Source organism: Paraburkholderia sp. (assembly GCF_024281035.1).
Taxonomy (GTDB): domain Bacteria; phylum Pseudomonadota; class Gammaproteobacteria; order Burkholderiales; family Burkholderiaceae; genus Paraburkholderia.
In genome coordinates this window covers 23,063-48,521 of the sequence record NZ_JAMXLH010000063.1, presented here as the reverse complement: position 1 = coordinate 48,521, position 25,459 = coordinate 23,063, and the positions used below count along the sequence as shown (strand labels likewise).

22 protein-coding genes and 1 tRNA gene are annotated in these 25,459 nt (G+C 64.2%); 16 read left to right on the top strand and 7 right to left on the bottom strand.

The genetic code is table 11. The features are described 5' to 3' along the window. Positions 1-164: 164 nt before the first annotated feature. From pstC to phoR, 6 genes are all read left to right on the top strand, one after another. Positions 165-1,151 carry a phosphate ABC transporter permease PstC gene (gene pstC / locus Q0L30_RS20960; protein WP_296660621.1) on the top strand — a complete coding sequence of 329 codons (987 nt, stop codon included), beginning with the start codon at positions 165-167 and terminating at the stop codon, positions 1,149-1,151. Beyond that, entirely contained in the window at positions 1,148-2,044 is an 897-nt protein-coding gene (pstA, locus tag Q0L30_RS20955) for a phosphate ABC transporter permease PstA (RefSeq protein ID WP_296660618.1), read from the top strand. Before pstC ends, pstA begins: the two co-directional genes overlap by 4 nt. A gap of 21 nt (positions 2,045-2,065) precedes the next feature. Continuing rightward, positions 2,066-2,920 carry a phosphate ABC transporter ATP-binding protein PstB gene (pstB, locus tag Q0L30_RS20950; protein WP_296660693.1) on the top strand — a complete coding sequence of 285 codons (855 nt, stop codon included), beginning with the start codon at positions 2,066-2,068 and terminating at the stop codon, positions 2,918-2,920. A 19-nt stretch (positions 2,921-2,939) separates the two neighbouring features. Further along, positions 2,940-3,644, top strand: coding sequence for a phosphate signaling complex protein PhoU (phoU, locus tag Q0L30_RS20945; protein ID WP_296660617.1), 705 nt, complete (start codon positions 2,940-2,942; stop codon positions 3,642-3,644). 30 nt (positions 3,645-3,674) lie between these two features. Further along, entirely contained in the window at positions 3,675-4,376 is a 702-nt protein-coding gene (gene phoB, locus Q0L30_RS20940; protein ID WP_296660614.1) for a phosphate regulon transcriptional regulator PhoB, read from the top strand. A gap of 105 nt (positions 4,377-4,481) precedes the next feature. Further along, positions 4,482-5,795, top strand: a complete 1,314-nt coding sequence (gene phoR / locus Q0L30_RS20935) for a phosphate regulon sensor histidine kinase PhoR (RefSeq protein ID WP_296660612.1) — start codon at positions 4,482-4,484, stop codon at positions 5,793-5,795. 160 nt (positions 5,796-5,955) lie between these two features. Here the strand turns inward: phoR and ppk1 are convergent, their stop codons facing one another. Further along, complete coding sequence (gene ppk1, locus Q0L30_RS20930; protein ID WP_296660609.1) at positions 5,956-8,019, bottom strand: polyphosphate kinase 1; 2,064 nt, start codon at positions 8,017-8,019, stop codon at positions 5,956-5,958. A gap of 202 nt (positions 8,020-8,221) precedes the next feature. On the opposite strand from ppk1, the gene ppx reads away from it, so the two are divergent. Then, positions 8,222-9,802, top strand: a complete 1,581-nt coding sequence (ppx, locus tag Q0L30_RS20925) for an exopolyphosphatase (protein ID WP_296660607.1) — start codon at positions 8,222-8,224, stop codon at positions 9,800-9,802. Positions 9,803-9,907: 105 nt separating this feature from the next. Here ppx and Q0L30_RS20920 read toward each other — a convergent pair whose 3' ends face one another. Together Q0L30_RS20920 and sixA are read right to left on the bottom strand one after the other, a co-directional pair. Beyond that, on the bottom strand, positions 9,908-10,726 hold the full coding sequence (locus Q0L30_RS20920) for a GNAT family N-acyltransferase (protein ID WP_296660604.1): 819 nt from the start codon (positions 10,724-10,726) through the stop codon (positions 9,908-9,910). Positions 10,727-10,906: 180 nt separating this feature from the next. Then, the gene (gene sixA, locus Q0L30_RS20915) at positions 10,907-11,371 is read right to left on the bottom strand and encodes a phosphohistidine phosphatase SixA (protein ID WP_296660601.1); all 465 of its coding nucleotides are present in this window, start codon (positions 11,369-11,371) and stop codon (positions 10,907-10,909) included. A 290-nt stretch (positions 11,372-11,661) separates the two neighbouring features. Between sixA and Q0L30_RS20910 the strand changes: the two genes are divergently transcribed. Then, positions 11,662-11,738, top strand: a tRNA-Pro gene (locus Q0L30_RS20910). 570 nt (positions 11,739-12,308) lie between these two features. Here the strand turns inward: Q0L30_RS20910 and Q0L30_RS20905 are convergent. Continuing rightward, the gene (locus tag Q0L30_RS20905; RefSeq protein WP_367277848.1) at positions 12,309-12,614 is read right to left on the bottom strand and encodes an H-NS family nucleoid-associated regulatory protein; all 306 of its coding nucleotides are present in this window, start codon (positions 12,612-12,614) and stop codon (positions 12,309-12,311) included. Between the two features lie 419 nt (positions 12,615-13,033). Between Q0L30_RS20905 and Q0L30_RS20900 the strand changes: the two genes are divergently transcribed. From Q0L30_RS20900 to Q0L30_RS20880, 5 genes are all read left to right on the top strand, one after another. Continuing rightward, positions 13,034-13,486 carry a hypothetical protein gene (locus Q0L30_RS20900; protein ID WP_296660600.1) on the top strand — a complete coding sequence of 151 codons (453 nt, stop codon included), beginning with the start codon at positions 13,034-13,036 and terminating at the stop codon, positions 13,484-13,486. A gap of 85 nt (positions 13,487-13,571) precedes the next feature. Then, entirely contained in the window at positions 13,572-15,179 is a 1,608-nt protein-coding gene (locus tag Q0L30_RS20895; RefSeq protein ID WP_296660597.1) for a methyl-accepting chemotaxis protein, read from the top strand. Positions 15,180-15,513: 334 nt separating this feature from the next. Continuing rightward, entirely contained in the window at positions 15,514-16,347 is an 834-nt protein-coding gene (imuA, locus tag Q0L30_RS20890; RefSeq protein WP_296660594.1) for a translesion DNA synthesis-associated protein ImuA, read from the top strand. Further along, positions 16,256-17,887: a DNA polymerase Y family protein gene (locus tag Q0L30_RS20885; protein WP_296660592.1), complete on the top strand. Its 1,632-nt coding sequence runs from the start codon at positions 16,256-16,258 to the stop codon at positions 17,885-17,887. The genes imuA and Q0L30_RS20885 overlap by 92 nt, the downstream gene beginning before the upstream one ends. A gap of 9 nt (positions 17,888-17,896) precedes the next feature. After that, a complete protein-coding gene (locus Q0L30_RS20880) occupies positions 17,897-21,415 on the top strand; it encodes an error-prone DNA polymerase (protein ID WP_296660589.1) in 3,519 nt (1,172 codons plus the stop codon). Between the two features lie 125 nt (positions 21,416-21,540). On the opposite strand, the gene Q0L30_RS20875 is transcribed toward Q0L30_RS20880, so the two are convergent. Both Q0L30_RS20875 and Q0L30_RS20870 read right to left on the bottom strand, forming a co-directional pair. Continuing rightward, a complete protein-coding gene (locus tag Q0L30_RS20875; protein ID WP_296660586.1) occupies positions 21,541-22,491 on the bottom strand; it encodes an SDR family oxidoreductase in 951 nt (316 codons plus the stop codon). Positions 22,492-22,501: 10 nt separating this feature from the next. Further along, the gene (locus tag Q0L30_RS20870; protein ID WP_296660585.1) at positions 22,502-22,729 is read right to left on the bottom strand and encodes a heavy-metal-associated domain-containing protein; all 228 of its coding nucleotides are present in this window, start codon (positions 22,727-22,729) and stop codon (positions 22,502-22,504) included. Between the two features lie 161 nt (positions 22,730-22,890). On the opposite strand from Q0L30_RS20870, the gene cueR reads away from it, so the two are divergent. From cueR to Q0L30_RS20855, 3 genes are all read left to right on the top strand, one after another. After that, positions 22,891-23,304 (top strand): Cu(I)-responsive transcriptional regulator, encoded by a 414-nt coding sequence (cueR, locus tag Q0L30_RS20865; RefSeq protein WP_296660583.1) that lies wholly within the window; start codon positions 22,891-22,893, stop codon positions 23,302-23,304. A gap of 305 nt (positions 23,305-23,609) precedes the next feature. Beyond that, the gene (locus tag Q0L30_RS20860; protein WP_296660580.1) at positions 23,610-23,756 is read left to right on the top strand and encodes a DUF3563 family protein; all 147 of its coding nucleotides are present in this window, start codon (positions 23,610-23,612) and stop codon (positions 23,754-23,756) included. A gap of 252 nt (positions 23,757-24,008) precedes the next feature. After that, positions 24,009-24,320 carry a hypothetical protein gene (locus Q0L30_RS20855; RefSeq protein ID WP_296660690.1) on the top strand — a complete coding sequence of 104 codons (312 nt, stop codon included), beginning with the start codon at positions 24,009-24,011 and terminating at the stop codon, positions 24,318-24,320. A 94-nt stretch (positions 24,321-24,414) separates the two neighbouring features. Here Q0L30_RS20855 and Q0L30_RS20850 read toward each other — a convergent pair whose 3' ends face one another. After that, a complete protein-coding gene (locus Q0L30_RS20850; RefSeq protein ID WP_296660578.1) occupies positions 24,415-25,260 on the bottom strand; it encodes a 23S rRNA (adenine(2030)-N(6))-methyltransferase RlmJ in 846 nt (281 codons plus the stop codon). Positions 25,261-25,459 lie beyond the last annotated feature (199 nt).

The window sequence follows — 25,459 nt, the reverse complement described above, 5'->3', positions numbered from 1 at the left end:
AAGCTGAACGGGGTCGTCGCGCGATGAGCGCGCGCCCCGTTTGTCCGTTTGAGGGCTGTAGTCCGTTGTCGTGCCGTAAGCCTCGCTGGCAGACGGGCCGTAGTCCTCAGACTGCATGACCGCCGCGCACCGTTGTGGTGAACGGCATCTGGAAACTGGCCACAATGTCCGACATCCGTCTCGTGTCGAATCCTCCCGGCAGCGCTGCGCAGCAAAAAGCGCCCAGCCCGGCAGGCGACGTTATTTTCGGCAGCCTCACGCGGTTGGCCGCTATCGTCACTTTGCTGCTGCTCGGCGGCATCATCTTGTCGCTGATCATCGATTCGCTGCCAGCGATCAAGAAGTTCGGCTTCGCTTTCCTCTGGACTGCCGACTGGGATCCACCCAGTGAGCAGTTCGGCGCGCTCGTGCCCATCTACGGCACGATCGCCACTTCGCTTATCGCGCTTATCATCGCCGTGCCCGTGAGCTTCGGCATTGCACTCTTTCTCACCGAGCTTTCGCCGTCGTGGCTGCGCCGTCCGCTCGGCATCGCCATCGAACTGCTGGCCGCCATCCCGTCGATCGTGTACGGCATGTGGGGCCTGCTCGTGTTCGCGCCGATCTTTGCGCAGTGGTTCGAAAAGCCCCTCGGCAACCTGCTGGGCGGCATGCCGATCGTCGGCGCCCTGTTTCAGGGCGCGCCCATCGGCATCGGCATTCTGTGCGCCGGCGTGATTCTCGCGATCATGGTCATCCCGTACATCGCCGCGGTCATGCGCGACGTGTTCGAAGTCACGCCCGTGCTGCTCAAGGAGTCGGCCTACGGCATCGGCTGCACGACGTGGGAAGTCATGTGGAAGATCGTGCTGCCGTTCACCAAAACCGGCGTGATCGGCGGCATCATGCTCGGCCTCGGCCGTGCGCTCGGCGAGACCATGGCCGTCACGTTCGTGATCGGCAATACGAATCTGCTCGACAACGTGTCGCTCTTTTCGCCCGGCAACAGCATTACGTCGGCGCTCGCCAACGAATTCGCGGAAGCCAACCCGGGCCTGCACACCGCAGCGCTGATGGAACTCGGCCTGATCCTGTTCGTGATCACGTTCATCGTGCTTTCGATCTCGAAGCTGCTTCTGCTGCGCCTCGAAAAATCGGAGGGCGCGCGATGAGCGAACCGCTGATGAAAATTCCAGGCGCCATTTACGGCCCTGCGCTGGAGAAGATGCGCGGCAAGCTGCAGCGCCGCCGCCGCGCGATCAACGTGTTCGCGCTCGCGTTGTCGCTCGCAGCGATGGCCTTCGGCCTCATCTGGCTCGTGTGGATTCTCTATACGACGCTCTCGCTCGGCCTGGGCGGTCTTTCCGTGCAGCTCTTCACGCAGTCGACGCCTCCGCCGAACACCGATGGCGGCGGTCTCGCGAACGCGATCGTCGGCAGCCTGTTGCTCGTTGGCGCCGCAACGTTCGTCGGCACGCCGATCGGCATTCTCGCCGGCATCTATCTGGCCGAGTACGGTCAGCGCGGCTGGCTTGCGAGCGTGACGCGCTTCATCAACGACATCCTGCTGTCGGCGCCCTCGATTGTCGTGGGTCTGTTCGTCTACGCGCTCGTCGTCGCGAAGATGGGGCATTTCAGCGGCTGGGCCGGTGCGATCGCACTCGCGCTCCTGCAGGTTCCGATCGTGATCCGCACGACCGAGAACATGCTGAAGCTTGTGCCGAACGCCCTGCGCGAAGCGGCCGTTGCGCTCGGCACGCCGAAGTGGAAGATGATTCTTTCGATCACGCTGAAGGCGTCGATTGCCGGCATCGTGACTGGCGTGCTGCTCGCGGTTGCGCGTATCGCCGGCGAAACGGCGCCGCTGCTCTTTACGGCGCTGTCGAACCAGTTCTTCACGGCGGACATGAATCAACCGATCGCGAACCTGCCGGTCACGATCTTCAAGTTTGCGATGAGTCCGTTTGCGCAATGGCAGTCGCTTGCGTGGGCAGGTGTGTTCCTGATCACGCTGGGTGTGCTGGGGCTGAACATCCTCGCGCGTACGATATTTTCGAATAAGTAAGGGCGGAGCGATCCGATGAACATGGCAGAAAGTCACATCAATACCGCCGCTCAGGCGATGACGCCGGCCGCCGGTTTTCAACCCGCGGATCCCGCCCAGGGCGCAACGAATCAGGCACCTGGCGCGCCGAAAATCGACGTGAAGAACCTGAACTTCTTCTACGGCAAGTATCACGCGCTGAAGAACATCAACCTGCAGATTCCCGAAGGCCGGGTGACGGCGTTCATCGGCCCGTCGGGTTGCGGCAAGTCGACGTTGCTGCGTACGTTCAACAAGATGTACGCGCTCTATCCGGAGCAGCGCGCCGAAGGCGAAATCATCATGGACGGCGAAAACCTGCTGACCACGACGCGCGACATTTCGCTCTTGCGCGCGCGTGTCGGCATGGTGTTCCAGAAGCCGACCCCGTTCCCGATGTCGATTTACGACAACATCGCGTTCGGCGTGAAAATGTTCGAATCGCTGTCGCGTCCGGAAATGGACGACCGTGTCGAGTGGGCGCTCACGAAGGCGGCGCTCTGGAACGAAGTGAAGGACAAGCTCGGCCAGAGCGGCTACGGCCTCTCGGGCGGCCAGCAGCAGCGTCTGTGTATCGCGCGCGGCATCGCCATCCGCCCGGAAGTGCTGCTGCTCGACGAACCGTGCTCGGCGCTCGACCCGATCTCGACGGGCCGCATCGAAGAGCTGATCGCGGAACTCAAGAGCGATTACACCGTGGTGATCGTCACGCACAACATGCAGCAGGCTGCACGCTGCTCGGACTACACCGCGTACATGTATCTTGGCGAGCTGATCGAGTTCGGCGATACCGAGAAGATCTTCATCAAGCCGGTCCGCAAGGAAACGGAAGACTACATCACCGGTCGCTTCGGCTGATCGAAGCAGGGAGACTGAAATGTCCGATAAGCATCTGTCCAGCCAGTTCGACGCCGATCTGAATCTCGTGTCGTCGAAGGTCCTCGAAATGGGCGGCCTCGTCGAATCGCAGATCATCACTGCGATGCAGGCGTTGAACGAGTTCGACGCCGAAGCCGCCGAGCGCGTGATCGTTGCAGAAGAGCGCCTCAATACGATGGAAGTCGATATCGATGAGGAGTGCAGCAACATCATCGCGCGCCGCCAGCCGGCCGCGCGCGACCTGCGCCTCCTGCTCGCGATCTCGAAGACCATTACGAACCTCGAGCGCGCCGGCGACGAAGCCGAAAAAATCGCCAAGCGCACGAAGCGCCTGATGGAAGACGGCGCGTCGCGCAGCGTGAATATCGCCGAGATCAAGATCTCGGGCGAGATGGCCGTCTCGATCCTGCGCCGCGCGCTCGACGCGTTTGCGCGCCTCGACACCGTGGCCGCCGCGCAGATCGTGCGCGACGACAAGGCGATCGACGAGGAATTCCGCGCGTTCGTGCGCAAGCTCGTCACGTACATGATGGAAGACCCGCGCACAATTTCGGTCGGGCTCGACTATCTGTTCATCGCGAAGGCGATCGAGCGGATCGGCGACCACGCGAAGAACATCGCCGAGTTCATCATCTATATCGTCAAGGGCACCGACGTGCGCCACAAGTCGCGCGACGCCCTCGAACGTGAAGCATTGAGCTAATTAAACTGGATACAAGGTCAAGAGGTGCCGATGCCTAGCAGCATTCTCGTCATCGAAGATGAGCCCGCTATTTCTGAGCTGATTTCCGTGAACCTGCAGCACGCGGGCCATTGCCCGATCCGCGCGTACAACGCGGAGCAGGCGCAGAACCTGATCAGCGACGTGCTGCCCGATCTCATCCTGCTCGACTGGATGTTGCCGGGCAAGTCCGGCGTTGCGTTTGCGCGCGACCTGCGCACCAACGAGCGCACGAAGCATATCCCGATCATCATGCTGACCGCACGCGGCGACGAACAGGACAAGGTGCTTGGCCTCGAAATCGGCGCGGACGACTACGTGACGAAGCCGTTCTCGCCGAAGGAACTGATGGCGCGCATCAAGGCGGTGCTGCGCCGCCGCGCGCCGCAGCTCACCGAGGATGTCGTGGCGATCAACGGCCTGAAACTCGATCCGGCCACGCACCGCGTCGCTGCGCACGCGGAAGGCAGCGAGATCAAGCTCGATCTCGGGCCGACCGAGTTCCGCCTGCTGCATTTCTTCATGACCCATCCGGAGCGCGTGCACAGCCGCACGCAGTTGCTCGACCAGGTGTGGGGAGATCACGTGTTTGTGGAGGAGCGCACGGTTGACGTGCACATCAAGCGTCTGCGTGCCGCGCTGAAACCGGCGGGGTGCGATGCCATGATCGAAACGGTGCGCGGAAGCGGCTACCGTCTCGCGAAGAGCGCCTGACGCACGTTCTACTCCAGCCGCGTCCCATGCCGGCGCGGTCTCGTGTCGATTCCGTATCGACGCGGCGCGTCCGGTTCGCACTGTCTATCTTCGATTAGCGGGAACATGAACATCATCTGGGCGCGCTCCATTGTTTCGGTTGTGCTGCTTGCGCTCGTGTGCGCGGCGATCGGTGAGGTGTTTGGCGCGAAGTATGGCCTCGCACTCGCCGTCTGCCTGTTGCTCGTGCAAATGTTTTTCAGTACGTTTCACAAGCAACGTTTGTGGCGACTGCTCGATGCACCGGTCTACGGCGAAGTGCCGAGCGCCCCGGGTGTATGGGGCGAAATCTATTACCGTCTGCACAAGCTCGCCAAGCGCTGGCACGCCCAGGTGCGCCAGGTCGAGCAGCAGCATTCGCGCTTCATCCAGGCGATCCAGGCGTCGCCGAACGGCGTCGCGATGCTCGACGATCACGACCAGATCGAATGGTGCAATGCGATCTCCGAGCAGCACTTCGGGCTCGATGCGAAGCGCGATTTGCGCCAGCACATCACACACCTCGTGCGCCAGCCCGACTTCGTGCGATACCTGAACTCGAACCGCTACGAAGCGATGCTGATCATGCGCGGCATGGGCGACAAGCGGCAGAACGTTCTGTCCGTGCAGGTGTTTCCGTATGGCGACAATCGCAAGCTCGTGCTTTCGCAGGACATCACCGAACTCGAACGCACCGACGCCATGCGCCGCGATTTCGTCGCGAACGTCTCGCACGAACTCAAGACGCCGCTTACGGTGCTGTCCGGTTTTCTCGAGACGATGCGCGAGCTGCCCCTGTCCGAAAGCGAGCGCGCACGTTACCTCGAACTGATGGAGCAGCAGGCCGCACGCATGCGCCACATCGTGACGGACTTGCTCGTGCTCGCGCAACTGGAGGGCGAGGCGCGTCAGCCGGGCGATCAGATGATCGACATGCGCGCGGTGCTGGGCCATGTGCGCGAAGACGCGGAGAACCTCTCCGGGGGCCATCATCTCATCTCGGCGGACTTCGACGACAGCCTGAGCGTGATCGGTTCGGAATCTGAAGTGCTGAGCGCGTTCGGCAATCTCGCGAGCAATGCGGTGCGCTACACGCCCAATGGCGGGAAGGTGCATCTGACGTGGCGCGCCGAGGGGAATTGCGCGTTGTTCTCGGTGACGGACAGCGGGTTCGGCATTCCGGCTGCCGATATTCCGCGACTCACCGAGCGCTTCTATCGTGTGGATCGCAGCCGTTCGCGCGATACGGGCGGCACGGGCCTCGGCCTCGCGATCGTCAAGCACGTGCTGCAGCGCCACGATGCGGCGCTCGAAGTGAAGAGCGAGGAAGGGCGGGGCAGCACGTTCACGGTGCGTTTTCCGGCCGCGCGCACGACGCGCCGGCAACCGGCGCCAGCGTGACCGGCAATGATTCAGTAGTTCACTAAAGCAATAAAAAGGCCGCGCATCCGGTGATCTGCACCCTGCGCGGCCTTTTTTACATGCGTCGGGCGCCGCATCGAGCGGCGCCGCGCCATCACTTCCCGTCGTTACGTCCGCCGTTACGTCCGCCGTTACCTCATCACGTACAGAACTTCGACAGCAGGCTCAACTGCCCGTTGCGCACCGCCTTGCCCGCGCGGCGGCGGCGGTAGTGGCCGTCGCTTTGCATGAGCCACGCCGACTGATTGTCGCCGAGGAAAGTCGAGAGTCCTTCGCCGATCACACGGCGCTTGAGACGCCGGTCGTCGATCGGGAAGGCCACTTCGACGCGGCGGAACAGGTTGCGATCCATCCAGTCGGCGCTCGACAGATAGACCTTTTCCTCGCCGTCGGCATAGAAGTAGTAGATGCGGTGATGCTCGAGGAAGCGGCCGACGATCGAGCGCACCGTGATGTTCTCGGAGAGCCCAGGCACGCCCGGCTGCAGCGAGCAGACGCCGCGCACGATCAGATCGATCTTCACGCCCGCCTGCGACGCTTCGTAAAGCTCGTTGATCACGGTCGGTTCGAGCACGGCGTTCATCTTCGCGACGATGCGTGCCTTCTTGCCGGCGCGCGCAGCGGCGGCTTCGGCGCGAATGGCTTCGATCAGCTTCGGATGCAGCGTAAACGGCGATTGCCACAGCGCGTGCAACTGCAGTTTGCCGCCGATACCCGTCAGTTGCTGGAACACGTGATGCACGTCCTCGCAGATCTCCGGCTTCGATGTCATAAAGCCGAAGTCGGAGTAAAGACGCGCGGTGCGCGGGTGATAGTTGCCGGTGCCGAGGTGAACATAGCGGCGCAGCACCATGCGGCCGTTTGCCGGCACGCGGCGCACGATCAGCATCATCTTGGCGTGGCATTTGTGGCCCACCACGCCGTAGACGACGTGTGCGCCCACCGCTTCGAGCTGCGCTGCCCAGTTGATGTTGGTCTCTTCGTCGAAGCGCGCGAGCAGCTCCACCACCACCGTGACTTCCTTGCCATTGCGCGCGGCCTGCATGAGCGCGTCCATGAGCGGGGAATCGGTGCCTGTGCGGTAGATCGTCTGCTTGATTGCGACGACGTTCGGATCGTTCGCGGCCTGAATCAGCAGCTCGAGCACGGGCTGGAAACTCTCGTACGGATGATGCAGCAGGATGTCACCCTGATCGATCACGTCGAACATGTTGCCGTTCGCCGTGACGCGTTTCGGAATGGCCGGCACGTGCGGCACGAATTTCAGCTCGGGGCGGTCCACCATCTCGGGCAGCTGCATGAGGCGCACGAGATTCACGGGGCCGTCGACGAAATAGCAGTCCCTTTCGGTCAGGCCGCTTTCGTCGAGCAGACGCTTCACGAGGTGAGTGGGCGTCTCGGCGGATACTTCGAGCCGCACCGCGTTGCCGAGGTGGCGCGCGGGCAGTTCGCCCTGCAGCGCGACGCGCAGATTCGTGATTTCGTCCTCGTCGACGAAGAGTTCGCTATTGCGCGTGATGCGGAACTGGTTGCAGCTGCGCACGACGAGGTTGGGAAACAGTTCGCCGATAAAGCGCTGCAACAGCGACCCGAGCAGCACGAAGCCGTGCTGGAAGCCGGATAGTTCCTGCGGCATGCGCACGAGGCGCGGCAGCGCGCGCGGCGCCTGGACGATACCCATCACGGCCTGGCGGCCGAAGGCGTCCTTGCCCTCGAGTTCGACGACGAAATTCAGGCTCTTGTTGAGCACGCGCGGAAACGGGTGCGCGGGATCGAGCCCGATCGGCGTGAGGACCGGCAGCAGTTCATCGAGGAAGTACGCGCGCGCCCAGGCGGTCTGGGCTTCGTTCCAGGCGTCGGTGCCGTGGAAATAGATGTCTTCCTGCTCGAGCGCGGGCAGCACGGTCTCGTGCAGCATCTGGTACTGGCGGTGCACGAGACGCTGCGCACGCTCGACCACGAGCTCGTAGACATGCTGCAGCGACATGCCGTCAGGAGAGAGCCCGCCCGGGTTATCGCGCATCTGCTCCTGAAGCCCGGCCATGCGGATTTCGAAGAACTCGTCGAGGTTGCTGCTGGTAATACAAATGAAGCGCAAGCGCTCGAGCAAAGGGACAGCGGGGTCAGCCGCCTGTGCGAGCACGCGCTCGTTGAATCCCAGAATGCCCAGCTCGCGATTGAGTAAAGGGTAGCGGATGGACATCGGCAGTGAAAACTGTATGTCAGGATTAGATTCGAACGGACGCTCGGAAATTCGCACAATGATATGTCTATATTATGACGTTTGATGTGTCATAAATTCTACGCTGCAAGTTCACGAAAAAGACAAGTCGTTTCGTAATGATGCCCGATGGTTCCGACTCATGCGAGTGAGGAGCGACATCGTGAAAGCGGGTACGCTTAAAATGGCATATTTGAACAGCGCGGCCCCGATCAGGGTAGCCGTACTTGCACGCATGGAGCCACCCCCCTCGATGCTCAACAATCCCCATCTGCTCGCCGCCGTCGATCTCGGTTCGAACAGCTTTCGTCTGATCGTCGGCCGCGTTGAAGAAACCGAAGCGGGCAGTCAGATCTATCCGGTCGATGCGCTGCGCGAGACGGTCCGTCTCGCAGCCGGCCTGTCGAAGGAGAAAATGCTCGACCGCGCCTCGCAGGTGCGAGGCTGGGACGCGCTCAAGCGTTTCGGCGAACGCCTGCGCGATTTCCATCCCGATCACGTGCGCGCCGTGGCGACCAATACGCTGCGCGTCGCGAAGAATGCCGGCGAATTTCTCGGTGAGGCTGAAGCGGCGCTCGGTTTTCCGATCGAAGTGATCGCGGGCCGCGAAGAAGCGCGTCTCATCTACGCGGGCGCCGCGCATTCGGTGCCGGCGAGCGCGGGCAAGCGGCTCGTCGTCGATATCGGCGGCGGCTCGACGGAATTCATCATCGGCTCGCACTACACGCCGATCCGCATGGAAAGCCTCTATATCGGCTGCGTGAGCCACAGCCGTCAGTTCTTCCCCGCGGGCAACGTCGACGAATACACGATGCGCCAGGCCGAACTTGCGGCGACGCGCGAAATCCAGATTATTTCCTCCGATTACCGCGAAACCGGCTGGGAGCAGGCGATCGGCTCCTCGGGCACGGCGCGCGCGCTCGCGGAACTCGTCGAGGCCAATGGCTTCAACGATCCGGGCATTACGCACGGCATTTCGCGCGGCGGCCTCGAGCGGCTCAAGCGCGCGCTCATCAAGGCGGAGAACGTGAACCGCCTGAAGCTCATTGCACTCAAGCCCGACCGCATTCCGGTGCTCGCGGGCGGCCTCTCGATCATGATCGCGGTGTTCGACGAACTGGGCATCGACTACGCCGACACCACCGACGCCGCGCTGCGTCTCGGCGTCCTCTACGACCTGCTCGGGCGTTCGCAGCACGAGGATATGCGTACGCTCACCGTCGAGGGCTTTATGCGCCGCTATGGCGTCGACCGCATGCAGGCGGGGCGTATCGGCGAACTGGCTGTGTCGTTCTACGACCAGCTTGGCGAAACCGACGAAGAGCGGCGTGAAGAAAGCCGCATGTTCCTCGGCTGGGCGGCGTCGCTGCACGAGATCGGGCTTTCGATCTCACATAGCGCGTATCACAAGCATTCGGCCTATATCGCCAGCAACGCCGACATGCCGGGCTTCTCGCGCACCGACCAGGCGCGGCTCGCCGCGCTCGTGCTCGGGCACGTGGGCAAGCTCGGCAAGCTCTCGCAGACGCGCGACGTCGAGTGGACGCTGCTGTTCTGCCTGCGACTTGCGACGCTGCTTAGCCGCCGCCGCGCCGACGTGGGGCTGCCCGTGATCTCGATCACGCAGGAGCGCAACGGCTTCGAGGTGCGCCTGCCCAACGCGTGGGTCCAGAATAATCCGCTGACCGACTACAACCTCGTTCAGGAATCGGCCGAGTGGGGCAAGCTCGGCATCCCGTATCGCGTGGTGTATACGGACGACTGAGGGACGATTGAGGGGCCATTGCGCGTCATTGCGACGCGCGATAAAGAACGCCCGGCTTGTGCCGGGCGTTCTTGTTGCATGCCTTACCGCGTGTTTTAGCGTCTTTTAGCGGCTGGCGGCGTCGCCGAGGAAGTGGCGCGCATAGCGCTCGTTGATATCGGAGAGACGAAACAGCGTGAGGAAATCGGCGGTGTTGAAATCGGGATCCCAGGCCGGTGCGCCGCAGATCTTCGCGCCGAGACGCAGATAACCCTTGACGAGCGGCGGCGGCACAGCGGACGCGCCGGTGCGCAGTTCGTCGACGGGCAGCGGTGTGTGCGGGAACGCGCGATATTCGGGCGCGGTGAGCGCATTCGCGCCGAGCGATGTGTAGAGATTCGCGGCGTAGTGGCCGCCGTCGGCCATGGAAACGCTCGCGCAGCCGAGCATGGTTTCGTAGCCGTTATGGTTCATGTACGCACCGAGCCCGCCCCACAGCGACATAATCACCGAGCCGCTGCGAAAGTCGGGATGCACGCACGAGCGGCCCACTTCGACCATTTTCGGGCGTAGATGCGCGAGGCGCGAAACATCGAATTCACTCTCGGCGTAGAGGCGGCCGATGCGCACGGCTTCGTGCGGCGGCAGCACGCGATAGGTGCCGACAACTTTCAGGGTGTCGAGATCGCGCACGAGCAGATGGTCGCAGTAGCCGTCGAACACGTCGACGTCGAGGCCGGTCGGGCCCATGAGGCGCGCGCCCATTTCTTCGGCGAACACGCGGTAGCGCAGGCGCTGGGCTTCGCGCAGTTCTTCGTCGCTGCGCGCCCACGCCACCTGCAGGCGGTGCTGCGCAGTAACCGTTTCTTCGGCGCGCGGCAGACGCCGGTTCGACTCGAACAGTGTCGAGGCGAGCGGCAGAACGGGCGTCGGCAGATCTCGCATAGTGCGTCCTCGTCGGAAGTGATGTAACTTTTCCGGCCAATGTAGTAACACCTGGTTACGACTACGTGGCAAGGCGATGACGATTCGGTGACGCACTGAAAGGTGGACGTTGGGGCGAAGCGGGGGATGCCGGGCGGCGTGGCCTGAGTCCACGCGCGCGCACGCCCGTCGGAAGCGGGATCAGGCCAGTTCGGGCGTGATGGCGGCGTGCAGGACTGCGTGCTCGTTGCCGTTGCGCTCGCGCGAGGCAATCCACACGAGCGCACCCTTCTTGAGCGCCCAGCTGTGCGGATCCTGACCGCCGGAGAGGAGCTGTGCGGCGACTTCGCCGAGCGTAGGCTGGTGGCCGACGACCACGACGGTCGGCGCGAGGCCTTCCGGCCAGCCGACGGCCGTAAGGACGTCGTCGACGCTCGCGTTGGGGGCGAGCTCGCGCACCACACGGTACTGATCCGTGAGTGCTTCGACGGTCTGGATGGTGCGGGCGGCGGGGCTGGCGAGAATGAGCGCGTCATCGGGCAGACGTGCGTGCAGCCATTTCGCGACGCTTTGCGACTGCTTGCGGCCACGTGCGGTGAGCTGGCGGGCCAGGTCGCTCGCGGCCACGTCTTCAGCTTCGGCGTGGCGCCAGAGGATGAGATGCATCGACGGCTCCTTGTTGTGTGCGGTGGTGTGCAGCGGCGGACCCGCGGGTCTTCGCATGTTGCATGCCTCGTATGTCCGCAGCAAGGCGAGGTGGCCCGATTTGACGGTTTTGGGTTCTAGCCGATACAATCTTCGATTCGTTGGAGCGAAGCGCGGTCTCGCCGCGCATCTGCCTGGGGATCGCTTTTATCGCGTGCCGTTATGGTCCGCTATGGTCCAATAAGGCAATCCCGGGATGCACGGCCATTCCGAAAGCTCCTTCGTTTTTGCACCCGTTTTTGCACCCTCGTCGGGGTGTAGCGTAGTCCGGTAACGCGTCCGCTTTGGGAGCGGAAGACCACAGGTTCGAATCCTGTCACCCCGACCATCCCCTCGTTTGTCCGCCAGCACGGTTTTCACCGGCTTTCGCACCCGCACCATTGCGTCCGTACCGGTTGTTCCGTTTCTACCGGCGCGCCTTTTGGGCTCGTTCCTTTCCGTGACTCGCCATATTGCGGCTTTTGCATAACTACATAAGCGAATATGTAAATATGGGGCGCAATTAGAAAGATGATCCACAGCGACTTCGCAAATCGGAATGCGTCGAGTCGGTGAAGCAAATCACCTGTGATCTTGATAACCCGGTCAACGGCATTTTCGGCGCGTGGAGCATGGGTGGCTACGCTATTAGCGTGCAGCCAGAGCATGCCTGTGCGGTAGACGGAAGTCCGCGTTTCTCGTCGCGGCGCCGCCGATGACGCAAGCGTGCGCGGCGCACGTTATTCCCCGTTTCAAATGTTTATTCGGCACGTGATGGAATAAGTTTGCGCGCGCAACAGACGTACGCGGATTCGTACCAGTCGGGCGGCAGCAATCCTGCCAGTCGCAGCAGAAAAGGGGCAGCGCCCTTTACGGGCGGATCGGGAACGACGCCTATGAGCGCGGTCTGTCTCAGGTGTTATCCGAACAGATCGGGCTGTTTGGGCTCGTTGCTGCTGTCGGAGGCCGACCCCTGCGGTGCAGGGTCGATACGGAAGAAATCTGGATTGACGCCTGCATTGCGCGCGGCACTCAACCAGTGCGGCATCGCGCCCTTTCCGTTCCATTCGTTTCCACGCGCATCGCGGTAAAGCGGCGGGTGGTCCCGGTCATACTGGAGCGATTCAGCGAGGGCCTGGGGTGTAATGCCAAACTCGGCCATGCGGCGGCGAATCCACATGATCAATCGTTCGCGGGCCTCGCCGTCGGCGATTTTTCCCTTCATGGATAACGCGGACATTCGTGATGGTGTGCTGATTATAGCGTGGTACGGTCAGCTGACTGGCGCCGGAACCCGCGCAGATCGCGCGCTTTTCCGAGCCATGGATTTGTGACCGCTAAGCGCGAGTATAGCGACGTTCATGCCTGTGTGGGGCACCGTTTTATGGCTGTTGCAAATTCTAGTGGCCGTCCGGGTTTTTTTCGATTGATTCCGATCGCGCGGCACCCGGCGGCTCACGATGTGAGCAAGCGTGCAAGGCTCGCCGCGCAATGCTATCCCGATATGCGCGGCGTGCGTCACGACGTGGTTCGCGATGTAAACAGCAACCTGGTTATCATTCGCTGCCATTTAAAATCGCGAAGCTAATATGCGAATAAACTGTGCCGTCTCTGCGGATGAGCAAACGTTTTACGGCGTGCGGGATGGCTCACGCCAAAGTGCAGGGCATGCCGGAGTTTCAATTGATGAAAGTCAGCCGTCTGATGAGTGAAACGTTTGCTCGCGGGTTTGCTCTTGCTTTGGCTTTCATATATTGGCAATTAAATGGATTATGGCGTGAGCACGAATGCCGGATGCCGATATTCGCTTTGCTAATTCCATATTCGTGGTTGGTGTGGAGGTTGCCCGGTCGCAGGTTCTCTGTCTTCCTGCGTGGAACGGAAGGCATCCATTGGCGGCAGCCGCTGCTGGGATTGCCGGTGCGCTCGCGACAATTGGCGACGTTCCGCCATGGCGTATTTTTCGCAGAATTACGGATAAATCGTGCGCCGATCGGAAAAACCGTATGCATCTGCCGGTCGAGTTGCCGCGATAAGTATGTCGGAAAGATCAAGACGGTTGCGCCGGAACGCGTGATGGCGGATTCGGGCAGCTGAAAAATAAAAATGCGATCTGATTAGGGTAAGCGGCACCTGAAGATATTCCTCTTCCATAAAATCAGATCTGGTTACGGAGTCTCCGATGAAACAGCTTTTTTCGACGGTTAAATCCAGGATCATTCTTGTCATTGCGGTGAGCACGGTGGGTACGCTGATAATCGGCGGATTCGTCGTAAGCGGCATTTCAGCCTTAAGCGATGCGTTACACGGCACCTATAGCAGCATCGTCATTCCGACCGGCTATCTGAGCGCGACCCAGACCGATACGCTCAATTCGCGTCTTGGGCTCTGGCGCATGGTCGCGCAGAAGGACAAGTCGTTCATCCCGGCGATTCGCCATTCCCTGGTACAAACCCAAGAGGACTGGAAAGGCTACTACCCGGGCGGCGTAGCGAATAGCGAAGCGCGCGTGCTGGCAGACAGGATCGATGGCCAGATCGCACAGTTTCAGACAGCAGTCGAGAAGGAACTGACGCTTGCCGGGCAGGGCGACTTCGACGGCGCGCTCGCCTGGCAGGTGGGCAGCGTTCTCCCCATCGGCGACAGCGTGACCGCTCTGCTCAAGCAGGACGTGCAACTCAACGCGGACCTGGCGAGACAGACCGATGTCGACGGCGCGACCAAGGCATCGCGATTGAGGTGGATTTCCGCTGCGCTGCTGCTGGTCGGCGCGCTTTATTCGGTCGGCGCGGCGCTTTATCTGACCCGATCCATTACGCGGCCGTTGCGCAAGACGGTGAGTATCGCCAGTGACATTGCACAAGGCCGGCTCGACACCGAGATCGTCGTGGACGCGACGGGCGAGTTCGGGCAGTTGCTCGAAGCCATGAAGGCCATGAGCGAGCGGCTGGCCACCACCATCCGGGAGATTCGCGACAGCAGCGAATCGGTGACGGTTGCATCGGAGCAGATCGCGGCGGGCAACCAGGACCTCTCTGCGCGCACGGAAGAGCAGGCTGCATCGCTTGAGCAGACGGCCGCGAGCATGACTGAGCTGACCGAAACCGTGAAGCAGAACGCCGACAACGCCCGCCAGGCCAATTCGCTCGCAGCCAACGCGCGCGCGCTGACCGATGCGGGAAGCTCGGCGGTGGGCACGATGGTGGCGACGATGCAGGAGATCAGCGCGGACTCCGCCAAAGTGGGGGAGATCACCGGGATGATCGAGGGCATTGCCTTCCAGACCAATATCCTCGCGCTCAATGCGGCTGTTGAAGCCGCGCGCGCAGGGGAGCAGGGGCGCGGTTTTGCGGTAGTCGCCACGGAAGTGCGTGCGCTGGCGCAACGCGTGTCGGCGGCAGCCAGGGAGATCAAGGCGCTGATCGAAGTGTCTTCCGGCAAGGTGCAGCAAGGCGCCCAGCAGGCGGGCGACGTCGGCTCGACGATGGACAAGGTGATCCAGGCGATTGGCCGCGTGTCCGATATCGTGGAAGAAATCTCGGTGGCTTCCGACGAGCAGAGCAAGGGCATCCAGCAAGCGCATCAGGCGATCAACCTGATCGACGATGTCACCCAGCAGAACGCCGCACTGGTGGAGGAGGCCGCGGCGGCGGCCCAGTCGCTGCAGGAGCAGGCGGCGAGGATGGCGTCCGACGTGCTGTTCTTCAGGCTCGGGGTAGAGGCATCGTCACTGGCGCAGCCGGATTTCGAGAATCCGGAGGATCAGCCGGCCGTCGAAGCGTATGCGTAGTCACAGCGGCGTATGCGTAGTCACAGCAGCGTATGCGTAGTCACAGCAGCGTATGCGTAGTCACCGAAGCGTAGGCGGAATTTGACGCGTGGCCCGGAACGCATGCCGCGATACCCGCGCAGGTATCGCGGCACGAGCGCATCCATCACCCCTACCTCCCGCCACATTTCCGCTTTCCCAAATTGTTAAAAATACTGTATAAATATACAGGTAACGGCGCGGCGAAATCCGCGTCCGTGGTGATTTCGTCATGCCCCGTTTTCCGCCTGGGCAGGGCGATCTATTCCTTTTCAATCGAGCCCTGGCGGCCGAGCCCCTTTGACAGAGCGAACTCATGGCAGCAGCACTCCAGCTTGCGGCGGCCCATCTGCCGCCCCGGTTGCAAAGCCGGATCTGGCAGGGCGATCAGCTCGCGCACGCGAGCGGGCGCACGGTGCCGAGCGGGCACGCTGCGCTCGACGCGCTCCTGCCCGGCGCGGGCTGGCCTGCGGGCAGCCTGACCGAGCTGCTGGTCGAACAGGGCGGCATCGGCGAGATGCGGCTCGTCGCGCCCGCGCTGCGTTCGCTGACGGCCACGGCCGGCCGCCACGTGCTGCTCGTCGCGCCGCCCTGGCAGCCGTATGCGTGTGCGCTCAGGGCGTGGGGACTCGCGCTCGATCATGTGATCTGGGTGCGCGCGGGCGAGGACGATGCACCCTGGGTCGCCGAGCAGGCGCTGCGTCAGGACGGCATCGGCGCCGTGCTGCTCTGGCAGGCGCGCGTGCGCGCCGATGCGGTGCGGCGTCTGCAGGTCGCCGCGCAGGATTCGCGTGCGCTCGCGTTTCTGATCCGTCCGGTCGCCGCGCGCAGCCAGTCGTCGCCCGCGCCGTTACGCATGACCTGCACGCCGGTGCCGCCTCCCGCCGATGCCGGTATCAACCGGCGCCAGTGGATGCAGCTCAGCGCCGTGTCCGTCGATATCTTCAAACGCCGCGGGCCGCCGCCCGCCCAGCCACTCATCGTCATGCTGCCGCTGCAGGACGCCGTGCTGCCCCTCGCCGGGCCGGCGTCCGCCGTGCCGCGGCCCGGGATCAATCATGTTGTGGATCGCCGTCACCTTGCCGCTCTTGCCGCTGGAGGCCGTGAGGCCACCGCTGCTGCCGGACCAGCCGTTTCCGCATCCCTCTGAGGCGCAGCCGCAGGGCGCACGCACCGCGCAGGAGGCTCGCTGCTATGCGCTGGCCGACCACGCACGCATCCTGATTCCCGATCTCGATGCGTTCGCGCTCGGCGTGCGCGCAGACAACACGCGCGCGCATGCACTCGCGCTCGCGCCGGGGCTCGTGCTGCTCGAACCCGATCCGGCCCGCGAGACCCGTGCGTTCGAAGCGCTCGCGCTTGCGCTGCTCGCCTATACGCCGAAAGTGTCGTTCGCGCAGTCGCATACGCTGTTGCTGGAGGTCGGCTCCGGGCTGCGTCTTTTCGGCGGCGTGCGCGCGCTGCTCGCGAAGGTGGCGGCGACGGTAGCCGATTGCGGGCACACCGCGCGCATTGCCTGCGCGCCCACCGCCTGGGGCGCGTGGACGCTCGCCCAGGCGCGTGCCACCCGCGCTTCGGGGACGTCGCGCCGCTGGCGTGTGCTCAAGGAGACGACGCTTGCGCGCGTGCTCGACACGCTGCCGGTCACGCTCGCCCCATTCGCCGCGCAGCACGATCACGCGCTCACGCAGATCGGCTGCGCGACTCTTGGCGGCCTGCGGCGTCTGCCGCGCGAGGGCATTGCGCGGCGTTTCGGCGACGGCGTGCTGACCTGGCTCGCGCAGGCGCGCGGCGAGGCGCCCGATCCGCGTATCGCGTTCAGCGCGCCGCCGTCGTTTCGCGCCGAACTCGAATTGCAGGCGCGGGTGGAAAGCGCCGAGGCGCTGCTCTTCGCCGCGCGCCGGCTTGTGATGCAGCTGGCGGGCTGGCTCGCTGCGCAGCATGCGGCGCTGAGCGCGTTCGAGTTGCGGCTCGAACACGAACTGGCTTCGCGGCACGCGCCGCGCACGTCGAGTTTGACGCTCGCGTGGGCATCGCCTTCGCGCGACGCCGGGCATCTGTTGTGGCTTCTGCGCGAAAAGCTCAATCAGACCGAGCTTGCCGCGCCGGTGATCGGGCTGGCGCTCATCGCGTCCGAGGTGAGCGAATACGCCGCGCCCAATGACACGCTGTTCCCGATGCCCGAGACATCGGACGCGCCGCTCGCGCAGCTGTTCGAGCGCATCGGCGCGCGGCTTGGCGAGCAGAACGTGCTGCAGCTGTTCGTCGAGGACGATCACCGGCCCGAGCATGCGATGGCGGCGCGCGCGTATCGTGCGGATGGTGCGCCTGCGCGCCGGGCGTCTTCGCGCAAGCCGCGCGGCCGGGCGCAGGCGCAGGAAGCGCAGGAGGTGCAGGGGGCGGCATCGGTGCAGTCCGTGCTCGATCTTCCCGACATGCCGCTGCCGACGCAGCCGCGTCCGGCGTGGCTGCTCGAAAAGCCGCTGAAGCTGGCCGTGCGCGGCGACCGCCCGGTCTACCGGCGGCCGCTGAAGACGCTCACGCGCACCGAGCGCATCGAGACCGGCTGGTGGGACGGCGAGGGCGTCGGACGCGACTACTACGTTGCCGCCGACGACCAGGGCCGCATGTTCTGGCTCTATCGCGAGCGCATCGGCGGGCAGTGGTATCTGCAGGGGCTCTTCGGCTGAGCGGCGATCATGTCGATGTCCGGTTCGGGCGAGGCGCCGCGCGCGTCGCCGCCAACTGATCCCCCGGCTTATCCAGCTTCGCAGCCGGGCAGGGCGCAAGCTGCGCATTTGCCTGCTCATTTGCCGGATTATGCGGAGCTGCACTGCCTGACCAATTTCACGTTCCTGCGCGGCGCGTCGCGCCCGGACGAACTGGTCGGGCAGGCGATCCGTCATGGTTACCGCGCGCTCGCCATCACCGACGAATGCTCGCTCGCGGGCGTCGTGCGCGCCTTCAGCGCACTGAACGAGCATGACGAGCCGCTCAGAAAGGCGCACGACGAAGCCGCGCGCGAAGCGCATAGGCGCGGCGACAAGGCGCCGGAGCCGTTCGTACCGTCGCTGCAGCTTTTGATCGGCAGCGAGCTGAATCTCGTCGAGCAAGACGGCGGTGCGCCGTTCTGCACGCTGGTCGCGCTCGCGATGAACCGCGAGGGCTACGGCAACCTGTGCGAGCTGATCACGCTCGCGCGCTCGCGGGCGGACAAGGGGCACTACCGCGTGCACCCGGATGACTTCACCCATCCCGATGCGGATTTCGCGCACCTGCTGCATCTGCGCGACTGCGTGCTGCTTCTCGTGCCGCAGCGCGCGGCGACGCTTGCACAGACGCTACGCGCCGCGCACTGGCTCTCGGGTTTCGCGGCGGAGCGTGCGTGGCTCGTGCTCGAACTCTGGCAGACCGGCGGCGACGACACGCAGATCGAGGCGCTGCGTTTCGTTTCTCAGGAGACGGGCCTGCCGCTCGTGGCGGCGGGCGGCGTGCTGATGCATGCACGCTCGCGCAAGCCGCTGCAGGACACCTTGAGCGCGATTCGCATCGGCCAGCCGCTGGCGGCGTGCGGCCGCGCGCTCGAACCGAATGCGGAGCGGCATTTGCGCTCGCGCGTGCGGCTCGGCGCGCTGTATCCGCGCGACGCACTCGACGCGACACTCGACGTCGCACGCCGCTGCATGTTCTCGCTCGCCGAGCTGGCCTACGAGTATCCCGAGGAACTGGTGCCGGCAGGCGAGACACCGGCTTCGTGGCTGCGCAAGCTGGTCATGCGCGGCGCCGCCGAGCGCTGGCCCGACGGCATGACGGACAAGCGCCGCAAGCAGATCGAGAAGGAACTCGATCTCATTGCCGCACTGAAGTACGAGAAGTACTTCCTGACGGTTCACGACATCGTCCGCTACGCGCGCGGCGAGGGCATCCTGTGCCAGGGGCGCGGATCCGCGGCGAATTCGGTGGTCTGCTATTGCCTCATGATCACGGAGATCGACCCCGTGCGCATGAACATGCTCGTCGAGCGCTTTATCTCGCGCGCGCGCAACGAACCGCCCGATATCGACGTCGATTTCGAGCATCAGCGCCGCGAGGAAGTGATCCAGTACCTCTACCGCAAGTACGGCAAGCGCCGCGCCGCGCTCGCCGCAACCCTCATCACCTACCGTTCGCGCAGCGCGCTGCGCGACGTGGGCAAGGCGCTCGGGCTCGATACGGCGCTCGTCGAAAAGCTTTCGGGCGCGCATCAGTGGTGGGACGGCGCCGATTCGATCGCGCAGCATCTGGAGGAGGCGGGTTTCTCGCCGGATTCGCACGTCACGCAGCAGCTCATTCGCCTCACGCGCGAGTTGCGCGGTTTTCCACGCCATCTGTCGCAGCACGTGGGCGGCTTCGTGATCGCGAAGGACAAGCTGTCGCGCCTCGTGCCTATCGAGAACGCCGCGATGAAGGACCGCTATGTGATCGAGTGGGACAAGGACGATATCGACGCGCTGCGGCTTCTGAAGGTCGATGTGCTCGCGCTCGGCATGCTCTCGGCGATCCGGCGCTCGCTGGATCTGATCGCGTTGCGGCGCGGGTTGCCCGCGTTTCGCGTGCAGGATATTCCCGCCGAAGATCCCGCGGTCTACGAGATGTGCTGCCACGCGGATACGGTCGGCGTGTTCCAGATCGAATCGCGCGCGCAGCAGAGCATGCTGCCGCGGCTTCGTCCGCGCACGTATTACGACCTCGTGATTCAGGTTGCGATCGTGCGGCCCGGGCCGATCCAGGGCGGCATGGTGCATCCGTACCTGAAGCGGCGCCAGGGGCTGGAGCCGGTGGAGTATGCGAAGGACGAACTGCGCGAGGCGCTGGCGCGCACGTTGGGCGTGCCGATTTTCCAGGAGCAGGTGATGCACCTGGCGATGGTCGCCGCCGACTACACCGGCGAGGAAGCCGACAAGCTGCGCCGCGCGATGGCCGCCTGGCGGCGCGACGGCGACCTGCGCCCGTATCAGGCCGATCTCACGCAGCGGATGTTGAAGAAGGGCTACACGCAGGAGTTCGCCGAGCGCATCTGCAAGCAGATCGAGGGCTTTGGCGATTACGGCTTTCCGGAGAGCCATGCGGCGAGCTTTGCGTTGCTCGTCTACACGAGCGCGTGGATCAAACGTTATGAGCCGGCCGCATTTCTTGCAGGATTGCTGAACAGTTTTCCGCTGGGATTCTATTCGCCGTCGCAACTCGTGCAGGACGCCAGGCGCCACGGCGTGACGGTGTTGCCGCCCGATATCGCGTCGAGCGACTGGGATTGCGTGCTGGAGCGGCGCGACAGACCGGGCGTGCGGATCGATACCGATGTCGATACTGATACGGCTTGCGCGCGCCGCGCCAGGGCGGCGGATTACCGGGAGCGGCTGCGCGCCGCGTGGCCGCGCGGCAGGCCGCGGTTCGCGAGCCGCCTTGTGCGCCGCTTTGCACGCAGGCTGCGCGCGCGGATCGCACTGCCGCCGCGTTTTTACGGCCGTGGCGGCCCGGCGGTGCGGCTAGGTTTCCGTCTTATCAAGGGATTTTCGGAGGATGCCGCGCGGCGCGTGATGACGGCGCGCGCGCGTGAGTCGTTCGCCGATGTCGACGATCTCGCACGGCGTGCGGCGCTCACGCGGCGCGAACTGGAGGCGCTCGCGGCGGCGAACGCCCTCGCGAGCCTCGCGGGGCACCGGCGCGAAGCGTGGTGGGCCGTGACCGCGCAGCACGCGGTGCCTGAGCTGCTGCGCGATGCGCGCGTCGCCGAGGCGCCGCTCGCGTTGCCGCGCGCGTCCGAGGGCGCGGAGATCGTCGCCGATTACGCGAGCTTGCGGCTCACGCTGAACCGGCATCCTCTGGAGCTATTGCGGCCCGGGCTCGCGAAGCAGCGCTTTCGCACGGCGGCACAACTGGCGCAGTGCCGTCACGGCGCGCTTGCGCGCGTGTGCGGCATCGTCACGGTGCGGCAGCGGCCGGGGACCGCGAACGGGACGATTTTTGTTTCGCTGGAGGACGAGACCGGCTCGGTCAACGTGATCGTGCACGCGGCGCTCGTCGAGACACAGCGCAAGGAACTGCTCGGGGCGTCGCTGATGGCCGTGGCGGGCGTCGTGCAGCGCGAGGGCGAAGTGGTGCACCTTGTCGCGCAACGGCTCGAGGATCACAGCCGCCTGCTCGGGCGGCTCGCGACCGAGAGCCGTAATTTTCACTGATCGACGTGCGTTGCGACGCGATGGCGTGGTGCGATGATGTGGCGCGATGATGTGGCGCGATGCGCGGGCGGCTACGTCGTGCATCAAAAACCGTCTCGCGCCATCACGCGGGAGACCTGTCGCGCTTATTTGCCTCGCTCAGTTGCCACGCCTGATTGCGACGCTTCGCTGCCGCGCCGCTCGAAGCCGCCAAGCACCGCGCCGATTGCAGCGTCGAACGGGGTGCGTCTGCCGATCCCGAGCGCTTCGAGACGGGTCGAAGCGAGGTGGCAGTCGCGCGGACGCGGCGTCGCATCGGCGGGCGCAGTCTGCGCGGCGAGCCGAGCGTCGACGCCGAGTGCCCGCGCGAGCCGTTGGGCGATTTCATACTTGGTCATCGGCTCGTCGCCGGACCACTGCGCGATGCCGCGAACCGCGTTGCCGTCCACACACCGGGCCAGCAACGCGCGGATCACCACAGCGACATCGGGCGTAAACGTGGGGTAGCGCGTCGCCCATGCGTCCATGACGGCCGCAGGCGCACCCGCCTGCGCCGACGCCAGCACGGCGGGCACAAGGCTCGTCACCGCAGACTCGCTCCACTCGACGACCGGCCCGTAAAGCAACGGCAGGCGCAGCACGAGCGCGTTGTCCGTCGCATCGAGCAGCGCGCGCTCGCCATCGAGCTTGCTGCGACCGTACGCGTTGAGCGGATTCGGTGGATCGTCGTCGCGATAGGGCGGCGTGGTGCCGTCGAACACGTAATCGGTCGAAATCGACAGCACCCATGCGCCGCGTTTCCGCGCCGCCTGCGCGATGCTGCGCACGGCGTCGACGTTCAGCGCGTGTGCAGCGGCGGGATCGTGCTCGCAGATGTCGGGGCGGCGCTCGGCGGCGGCGATGACGATGGCGTCGGGCGCCTCGCGCGCGACGAACGCCTCGACGGCTTGCCGGTCACGCACGTCGAGCGTGATCTGCGCCGGGTTTGCGTGACGGAACGCGGTCTGGACGACCTGCCAGTCAGTTTCGACCGCGAGTTCGCGGGCCACTGCGCGCCCGAGCAGCCCCGAGGCGCCGATTACGGCAACTTTGAACATCGTTGACGCGTCAGGCGTGCGACGCGCCGCCGACCGTGCCATTGACCGATTTGACCGTGTAACCGGCTTCGTCGATCGCGGCCTTCAGCACATCGGCGCTCTGGCTCGATTCGACGCTCACGCGGCCCGTGGCCAGATCGATCTCGACCTTCGCGGCAGCGTCGTGTTCCTGGATCGCGCGGGTGACGGCGCCCACGCAGTGCTGGCAAGTCATGCCTTCGACATTGAACTGGATCATCGCTTCTTCCTTTTGCTGGGGGGAGGACTCAACTACTAAACGGTACTGAGCCGATATGGGGCCGCCGGCAGATTATGCCAGCCGGTAGCCGCTTGAACGCTGGACCTTCCCACAATGGGAAGGTGTACGATCGATGCATCGAACGCATGCAGGAGTGCAGCATGAACATCGGCGAAGCGGCGCGCGAATCGGGCGTCACGGCGAAAATGATCCGCTACTACGAAAGTGTCGGCCTGCTTGCGCCAAAGGGCCGCACGGCGTCTGGCTACCGCGTCTACGGCATGGAGGAAGTGCATGTGCTGCGATTCGTGCGCCAGGCGCGGCGTTTGGGCTTCCTGGTCGACGACATCCGCCTCCTGCTCGCGCTGTGGCACGACCGCTCGCGCGCGAGTGCCGAGGTCAAGGCAATCGCGCTCGCGCATGTAGCCGACCTGAACCAGCGCATCGCCGAGCTGACCCAGATGCGTGACACGCTCACTCATCTGGCGGCCCATTGCAATGGCGACGATCGGCCGGATTGCCCAATTCTTGAGCAGCTCGCCGAATCGCAGCCCGCGACGCCTGCGCAGGTTTGACCGCCGGCCCGGTTCGGGTGCAACCCGCGTCGGCAAATTGTCGCAACCCGGCGTATCAGGTGCGTCAATTTGGTGCATTTTTATGCACCTTGGCTTTGCTGCTGATCGGCGTCTGTGAAAAATATACATAAAATCAATATGTTGCAGGTTGCTCTAAGTTTGGGCTTGCCAGCCGGGGTTGCACTGCATTCGGGCGACGGGCTAGCAAAATTCCAAAACATGACTATAATGAGGGTATTCCCTAGTTAGGGTAATCCCTGATGAACGATGCACCGGGGATCCACACATCCTTGGAGAACAACATCATGTTTGCTTACATTCTTGAAGCCCTGAGTAACTGGTTTGAAGCCGCAGAACGTCGTCGCCGCGAAGAGTGGCTCGCCTCGTCGTCGGATATCGTGCAACTCGAGCAGCGTATCCGCTCGCTGGAGTCGGACGGCTACACGTCGTAAGCCGCACGCCAGCTGGTACTGTCTCAGGCCCCGCATTGCGGGGCTTTGTCATTTCTGGCGCACCCCGTTCTCGCGATGACCACCCCGGTCAGCACATGCAGTCTGAACCTTGACACCGCGGTAAGGTAAAGTCTTTTTTGAGTTTTGCCGACATAGCTGGTGAAACTGCATATTTCGGGGGAGTCCATGGAGACAGGCCGCATAGATCGCATAGACCGCAAGCCTTTGACCATCTGGCTGCCCGCCGCCGCGATGGCAGGCGTGCTGGCGCTGGCGCATGCCGCCGCTTATGCGGACGGCCAGCCATTGATACTCGACACGCAGCGGGGAATCATCGACGGTCAGAAGGGGATGGTGCTGCAAAACGCGCCGCTTTCGCACGAGCCGATGGTTGCGGCGCATCAGCCGGCTGCGCCGGCCGGGCTCGCGCCGGACTCGTCGACGCCCTATGTCGTCGCGCCGTACATCGCGGTGCCGGATAGCGGAACGCGGCCCAGACCGCCGCGCCCGAGACCTCCGCGCTCCAGACCACTGCCGACGCCACAGGTGGCGCCGGCGCAATAAGCTGCGCGGGTATTAGTCACTGCGAGTCACCGCAAGTCACCGCGAGTCACCGCGAATCACCGCGAATCACCGCGAATCACCGCGCGCGCCGGTTTCAGTCGCCGCGCGATTCGATCTTGAACTGCGCGGCCTGATCCTGGCCGAGCGTCTTCACGAGCCAGGGCAGCGTCTCTTTCATCGCCGCCACCAGCGTATACGGCGGGTTCAGGATGAACATGCCGCTGCCGTACAGGCCATAGCCGTCTGCTGGCGGCTCGCTTACAGTGAGCGTGACATGTAGCCAGTTCTTCTCCTGCAGGCGCTTGAGCTGCTCGGGAAAGCGCTGCGACTCGGGGCGCGTGACCTGCGGATACCAGATCGCATACGTGCCGTTCGCGAAGCGCTTGAGACTTTCCTCGGCGCACGTGAGCGTGCGCGCATAGTCGCGCTTGTCCTCGAACGAGGGATCGATCAGCACGAGCGCGCGGCGCGGCGGCGGCGGCAGCAGCGCCTTGATGCCCTCGAAGCCGTCGCCGTCGTAAAGCATCACGCGACGGCCCGCATCGCGGAAACGGTGGCGCAGCACTTCGATCTCCGTGCTGTGCAGCTCGAAGAGCCGCATGCGGTCCTGCTCGCGCATCAGCCGCCAGGCCAGATACGGCGAGCCCGGATAGAAGCGCAGCTCGCCATCGGGATTGAGCGCCGCGACTTCCTCCACATATTCGGCGAGCACGGCCGGCAGATCGGTACGTCCCCAAAGCTTCGCGATACCCGTTTCGAACTCGGCGGTCTTCGTGGCGTAGCCCTCGCGCAGCGCGTACGCGCCTGCGCCCGCGTGGGTGTCGATGTACCAGTACGCCTTGTCCTTTTTGTCGAGATAGCGCAGCAGTTGCACGACAACGGCGTGTTTCAGCACGTCGGCATGGTTGCCTGCATGGAACGCGTGGCGGTAGCTCAGCATGATGGGTGGGCGGAAGATCGGACTAAAAGAGGGGAGCGCAACGCTTCACGTAGCGCGCGCCGCTTGCCAGGGCAGTCAGGGCAGCGCGTGACGGAATTGTTTCTGCAAGGCCGCGTATTGTACGCGACGCACGGTACGCGACCCAGGGTACGCGACGTACGCAAGTACACGACACGACACGGCCCGACCGCATGCGCCG